The organism is Thiothrix sp. UBA5583 (genome assembly GCA_002425225.1).
Lineage (GTDB): Bacteria > Pseudomonadota > Gammaproteobacteria > Thiotrichales > Thiotrichaceae > Thiothrix > Thiothrix moscowensis.
The window spans coordinates 183963-191223 of record DILV01000023.1; the positions used below are offsets into that span (position 1 = coordinate 183963).

At 54.7% G+C, this 7261-nt stretch carries 3 protein-coding genes; all 3 read left to right on the forward strand.

What is annotated here, in order from left to right; all coding sequences use genetic code 11:
* Positions 1–269 precede the first annotated feature (269 nt).
* The 3 genes from B2U47_RS08385 to B2U47_RS08395 are packed head-to-tail and all read left to right on the forward strand — an operon-like array spanning position 270 to position 7210.
* Positions 270–3962, forward strand: coding sequence for an ELWxxDGT repeat protein (locus B2U47_RS08385; protein ID WP_296675151.1), 3693 nt, complete (start codon positions 270–272; stop codon positions 3960–3962).
* 47 nt (positions 3963–4009) lie between these two features.
* Complete coding sequence (locus B2U47_RS08390; RefSeq protein ID WP_296675154.1) at positions 4010–6523, forward strand: ELWxxDGT repeat protein; 2514 nt, start codon at positions 4010–4012, stop codon at positions 6521–6523.
* A 12-nt stretch (positions 6524–6535) separates the two neighbouring features.
* On the forward strand, positions 6536–7210 hold the full coding sequence (locus B2U47_RS08395; RefSeq protein ID WP_296675161.1) for a hypothetical protein: 675 nt from the start codon (positions 6536–6538) through the stop codon (positions 7208–7210).
* Positions 7211–7261 lie beyond the last annotated feature (51 nt).

The following is a 7261-nucleotide window of genomic DNA, read 5'->3' on the forward strand; positions in this document are numbered from 1 at the left end:
TTGGTGGTCAACGTCTAATCCCGCCAATCTCACTCGCAGGGTGGGTTGTAAAACCCACCTTTCTCATGCCAATCCACCCACGCTCAACCGCGCAACGTATCCACCCCACTATCTCCACCCTTTCCTCTCCCGTCACCCCCCCCGTAGCGCACTAGAGGCAGACAATCTGACTATCTTTTAATCTATTTTATTGATTTTATTGTGTTTACATCAAAAAAATAAATGGATACCATTATCGTTATTGATGGGATCTTAGGGAGTTTGCTGCCATGAAATCCATTTCGCCTTTTCATTCATATCACCCGCTTACGTACTCACCCGCCTACTCTGGCGCAACAGGGCATCACCGCGTAACACAACGCGCCACCGCCGCTATCAAGGCACTGCTATCGTGGCTGCTGTTGTTGCTGGTACTGTTCCTGAGCCTGCCCGCACAGGCGGAGTTGTCCAGCATTGACATAAGATCGGGCAGTGGCAGCAGTGGACCCAGAGAGTTTACGGTGTACAACAATAAATTGTATTTCGTTGCTGAAGGCGGAGACGGCGGTACGGCGTTGTGGTTTATTGACGCGACACAGATGCCTCAGCAGGTGGCAAAAATCAAGCGTCTCTACGACCTCACGGTGTACAACAACAAGTTGTATTTCAGTGCCCTCGATTACAACGAGAACTACGGTCAAGAGTTGTGGGTTAGTGACGGTACGGCATCGGGAACTAAAATGTTGAAAGACATCCGTGAATACGCGCAGGGCAGTTCTCCCAGCTCCTTCGCGGTATACAACAACAAGCTGTATTTCAGTGCCAATGACGGCATCAATGGCAGCGAGTTGTGGGTTAGTGACGGCACGGCGGAAGGCACCAAGCTGGTGAAAGACATCAAGCCTGGTGGAAGTAGCGGCCACGAATCCTCCACGTCCGGCTGGTACTCACGACACATGACCGTGTACAACAACAAGCTGTATTTCCAAGCCGATGACGGCACCAACGGCAGCGAGTTGTGGGAAAGTGACGGCACGGCGGAAGGTACCAAATTGGTGAAAGACATCAAGCCTGGTAGTGGCGGCGGCGAACCATTCGACCTGACCGTGTACAATAACAAGCTGTATTTCCAAGCCGACGATGGCACCAACGGTTTTGAGTTGTGGGAAAGTAACGGCACGGCAGACGGCACTAAGCTGGTGAAGGACATCCAGCCGGGTCTTGGCGAAGGCAGCCGACCTCATCCCTTCACGGTGTATAACAACAAGCTGTATTTCCAAGCCGATGACGGCATCCACGGCGAGGAGTTGTGGGAAAGTGACGGCACGGCAGATGGCACTAAGTTATTGAAAGACATCAATGAAGGCATTTCCGATGGTCGTGTCGAGAATCTCACAGTGTACAACAACAAGCTGTACTTCACTGCTGATGCTGGTTATGGCATCGGTCTCGAGTTATGGGTTAGTGACGGTACGGCAAGTGGCACTATGTTAGTGAAAGACATCTGGCCAGGTCGGGACATCGGCAGTGACAACAGCAGTTATCCCTTCTACTTCGCGGTGTACAACAACAAGCTGTATTTCAGTGCCGAGGGTCCTTACATCGGTAGGGAATTGTGGGCATTTAGCCCGCTGCAAGTCACCGCCCAAACGCCCGCCAATGGGGCAACCGGGGTTGCTGCTACCACTAGCAGCCTGCGCCTGACTTTCGGCGAGGCTGTCACCGCCAAGACTGGTAGCATCATTGTCTACAAAGCCAGCGACAACAGCCAAGTGGACACCATCGACGTTGCCACCAGTGGCGTGACCGTCAACGGGCAAACCGCCACCATCAGTTTGCTTGCCAATGTGTTGTCACCCAACACAGGGTATTACGTCACGGTGGCAGCAGGGGCATTCAACGGGGCAACGAGTGGGGTGTTTTCCGGCTTGAGCGGCTCTAATGCGTGGACATTTACTACAGGCAAAGGCAACCAAACCGTTACCTTTGATGCCGCCACCCCCACCAACAAAACGCTGGGTGATGCCGCGTTCAGCGTCACCATCACTGCTAGCAGCGGCTTGACCCCGACGTTGGGCAGCAGCACGACGGACGTATGTACCGTCTCCGGCAACACCGTTACCCTAGTGGCGGTAGGTACTTGCACCCTAACCGCCAGCCAAGAAGGGAATGACAGCTACAACGCCGCCGCGCAAGTGACCAAAGACATCACGGTCAGCCTCGCCAAGCTCAACCAAACCGTCGCCTTTGATGCCAACACCCCCACCAGCAAAACGCTGGGTGATGCCGCGTTCAGCGTCACCATCACCGCCAGCAGCAGCTTGACCCCGACCTTAGGCAGTAGCACGACGAACGTATGTACCGTATCAGGCAGTAGTGTCACTCTGTTGGCAGCAGGCACTTGCACCCTAACCGCCAGCCAAGCGGGGAATGACCGCTACAACGCTGCCGCGCAAGTGACTAAAGACATCACAGTCGCTAAAGGCAACCAAACCGTCGCCTTTGATGTCAACACCCCCACCAACAAAACACTGGGTGATGCCGCGTTCAGCGTCACCACCACCGCCAGTAGCGGCTTGACCCCAACCTTGGGTAGCAGTACCACGAATGTGTGTACTGTCTCCGGTAGCACCGTGACCCTGTTGGCAGCAGGCACTTGCACCCTAACCGCCAGCCACGCGGGGAATGCCAACTACAACGCCGCCGCGCAAGTGACCAAAGACATTACAGTCGCCAAAGGCAACCAAATTGTTGCTTTTGATGCCAACACCCCCACCAACAAAACGCTGGGTGATGCTGCGTTTACTGTCACTACCACAGGTGGTGCATCTGACAATGCTGTCACCTTGGGCAGCAGTACCACGGGCGTATGTACCGTCTTTGGCAGCACCGTGACCTTGTTGACAGCAGGCACTTGCACCCTGATTGCCAACCAAGAGGGGAATGCCAACTACAACGCTGCTGCGCAAGCGACCAAAGACATTACGGTTGCTAAGGGCAACCAAACCGTCACCTTTGATGCAGCCACTCCCACCAGCAAAACACTGGGTGATGCTGCGTTCAGCGTTACCATCACTGCCAGCAGTGGCTTGACCCCGACCTTAGGCAGTAGCACGGCGAGCGTATGTACCGTTTCCGGCAACACCGTTACCCTAGTGGCGTTAGGCACTTGCACCCTGACCGCTAACCAAGCGGGGAATACCGACTACCATGCCGCCGCGCAAGCGACCAAAGACATCACGGTCAAGACTAACCAAACCGTTGCCTTTGATGCTGCTACCCCCACCAGCAAAACACTGGGTGATGCTCCCTTCAGTGTCACCACCACCGCAAGCAGCGGCTTGACCCCGACCTTGGGCAGCAGCACCACAAACGTATGTAGCGTCTCCAGCAACACTGTTACCCTGCTGGCAGCAGGCACTTGTACCCTCACTGCTAATCAAGCTGGGAATGCCAACTACAACGCTGCCGCGCAAGCGACCAAGGATATTACGGTCACAGCCCAAAGCACCGCAGGTGATACGACCGTCACCATCAGCAAAGGGAATATCCAAAACTTGCGTGAGGAAAGCACCAGCGGCTACACCATCGGCAAACCCTCTGACATGGCGTTTAACTCCGGCGCATACAGCTATCGCATCGTGGGTCTAAGTACCACCACACCGGAGACAGTCACAACCAGCCTAACCTTTGACAGCCCCATCCCCACAGGCGCAAAACTCTACAAAGTCAGCAACACAGGCTACACCGAAATCACCGGGGCAATTCTCAGTGGCAACACCGCCACCTTCAGTATCACCGACAACGGTAGCCTCGACACTAATCCTGCATTGGGCACTATTGACGACCCAGTAGCCTTGGGTGTACCCGCCAGTAGTGGTGGCACAGCCAGCAGCGGCGGTGGCGGCAGTTTCGACTGGCTGGAACTGCTGTTCGCCTTCTCAATCATGGGCGCAACCCTACGCCGTCGCATCAACGTGTAAAGCACTGCATATAGCCAGCACACTAATAACTTGAGGATTTTGCTGCCATGAAACCCATCCTACCTTGCAAAATCGTTTGCCAGCCTATTCGCTTACCCTGCGGTAACAGGTGTCCCCGCGCAACACAACTCGCTACCGCCGCCGTCAAGGCGTCGCTGTCGTGGATGTTGTTGCCGCTGGTGCTGTTCCTATGCTTGCCCGCACAGGCGGGGCTATCCCCCATTGATGCGACGCCGGGTAGTGGCGGCATCTCTCCCAAGAAACTCACGGTGTACAACAACAAGTTGTATTTCAGTGCCTATGGTGGTAGCAATAATGGCGTCCAGTTGTGGGAAAGTGACGGCACGGTAGGTGGCACCAAGTTGGTGACAGACATCGTGGCATCTGGTAACGATTACACTCCTGTTGATCTTACAGTGTACAACAACAAGTTGTACTTCAGTGCCGACAATAGAAACGGCTTGGAGTTATGGGAAAGCGACGGTACAGCAGGCGGTACCAAGCTGCTGAAAGACATCAACAATGGCGATAGCGGCAGCTCTCCCGCTGACTTCACGGTATACAACAACAAGCTGTATTTCAGCGCCTATGAGCACAACACGCGCACTGAGTTGTGGGAAAGTGACGGCACGACAGGCAGCACTAAGCTACTGAAAGACATCAATGTTTCTTCTAATGATCTCAGCGGCAGCTCTCCCGGTGGTTTCACGGTGTACAACAACAAGCTGTATTTTCGTGCCGACGACGGCATCAACGGTTCTGAGTTGTGGGAAAGTAACGGCACGGCAGAGGGCACTAAGCTGGTGAAAGACATCCAAACAGGCAGGGGTTCCGGCTATCCCATTGACTTCGCGGTGTACAACAACAAGCTATATTTCAGTGCTAATGATGGTATCAACGGTTTTGAGTTGTGGGAAAGTGACGGCACGGCAGAAGGCACCAAGCTGGTGAAAGACATCTGGACAGACAATAGGACAGTCGATAGTCCCGATTTAAACTACGAAATCCTAAATATAGCTCCGACCACCCCCAATAATAGCTATCCCACTAATCTCACGGTGTACAACAGCAAGCTGTATTTTCAAGCCAAGGACGGCACTAACGGTTCTGAGTTGTGGGAAAGTGACGGCACGGCAGAAGGCACCAAGCTGGTGAAAGACATCAGGTCAGGCAGTGTCGGCAGTGATCCTGCTTACCTTACGGTATACAACAACAAGCTGTATTTCAGTGCTAATAACGGCGACAATGGCAACGAGTTGTGGGAAAGTGACGGCACGGCAGAAGGCACCAAGCTGGTGAAAGACATCAGGTCAGGCAGTGGCAACAGTGATCCCGCTGACTTCACGGTGTATAACGACAAGCTGTATTTCGGTGCTAATGATGGTATCAACGGCTACGAGTTATGGGCATTGAGTCCGCTGCAAGTCACTGACCGGAGTCCTGCCCATGGTGCGACCGGGGTTGCCGCTAATATCAGCAGCCTGAGCTTGACTTTCAACGAAACTATTACCGCTGGGGCTGGTAATATCGTTGTCCGCAAAGCTGGTGTCACCGGGATTAACCGCACCATTGCCCAAGGAATCAACAACAACGACCAAGTGGACAGCATCGACGTCACCACCAGTGGTGTGACCATCAACGGGCAGACCGCCACCATCAGTTTGCTTGCCAATGTGTTGTCACCCAACACAGGGTATTACGTCACGGTGCCAGCAGGGGCTTTCACCGGGGCAGAAAGCGGGGCGTTTTCAGGCTTGACTGACTCTAATGCGTGGACATTTACCACAGGCAAAAGCAACCAAACTGTTGCCTTTGATGCCGCCACCCCCACCAGCAAAACGCTGGGCGATACAACGTTCAACGTCACCACCACCGCCAGTAGCGACTTGACCCCGACCTTGGGCAGCAGCACCACGAATGTGTGTACTGTCTCCGGTAGCACCGTGACCCTGTTGGCAGCAGGTACTTGCACCCTAACCGCCAACCAAGAGGGTGATGATAGCTATAACGCTGCCGCGCAAGTGACTAAAGACATTACCGTCAACGCCACCACCCAAGACAGCGCGGGGAGTACAAGTCTCACCATCAGCCGGGGACACTTACTGGAGTTGGAGGAGGTCAGTGTTGGCTCCTATACCACGGGCAAGCCCAGTGGTATGGAATTTGCCCTTGGCTCATACAGCTACCGTGTCGTCGGCTTAAATACCACCATCCCGGAAACCATTACCATCACCTTAACTTTCGCTAGCCCCATTCCCACGGGTGCAAAGCTCTACAAAGTCAGCAACACAGGCTACACCGAAATCACAGGAGTAGGAGTAACGTTGATCGGCAACACCGCCACCTTTGATATTACCGACGGCGGTAGTTTGGATGCGGACGGCGTACACAACGGCACGATTGTTGACCCCGTAGCCCTCGGCGCACCTGCTGGTGGCGGCACAGGTGGCGGCACAGCCAGCAGCGGCGGTGGCGGTAGCTTCGGCTGGCTGGAACTGCTGTTCGCCTTCTCAATCATGGGCGCAACCCTGCGCCGTCGCATCAACGTGTTTGGCAACTAAGGGGAAACAACCATGCAACACCAACGAAAAAAACCTAGCACCCACGTTTGCGCCCTTATCGGCGCAACCCTGCTGTTAGCCGTACCAGCAGCCATCTACGCTGACGGTGCAAACAGTACCGCCCCCAACCACCGCGCTGTTTTATTCAGCCTTGGGCAAACCCAACAAGCTGCTGGTGACAGCGTGGCGGAACTCACCGCCAAGGGCTACACCGCGATCAATTACCAAGCCGACAAAACCGCCACCAGCGGCAGCATCGGCTACCGCCACCCGTTAGCCAATCACTGGAGTGTGGACACACAATACCTTAACCAAGGCGAAGCCAAACCCAACCTCACCGCCACCTTACCCGCAGGCAAAAGCAACGCCCAAGCCGCGCAAGACATGGCGGAATCACTCCCCAAACGAGGGCAAGGCATCAGTGTGGCGGCATTGCACCACCACGCCCATAACGGCAACTGGACAAGCCACCTCGGTGGTGGCGCGTTTATGTGGCACAGCGAACGCAAAATCACCGTCAACGGCACAAGCCACACCAGCAACCGCGATGGCATCAGCCCACTCGTCCAAGCCGGGTTAGGCTACCGTATCACCCCCCGGACAAGCCTCGAAGGAACGCTGCAACACACCTTCATGCCCGATGAAGCTGTCACCCAACTCTCAGTCGGCTTGGTGATTGGTTTCTAAGCACTGCTAATCCCGGTAAACATCACGACGTAGGGTGTGACCGGAAGTGAT

Excerpts from the sequence above, each read along its gene's own strand:
- B2U47_RS08395 (WP_296675161.1), top strand. The coding sequence starts at position 6,536 with ATGCAACACCAACGAAAAAAACCTAGCACCCACGTTTGCGCCCTTATC.
- B2U47_RS08385 (WP_296675151.1), top strand. The coding sequence starts at position 270 with ATGAAATCCATTTCGCCTTTTCATTCATATCACCCGCTTACGTACTCA.
- B2U47_RS08390 (WP_296675154.1), top strand. The coding sequence starts at position 4,010 with ATGAAACCCATCCTACCTTGCAAAATCGTTTGCCAGCCTATTCGCTTA.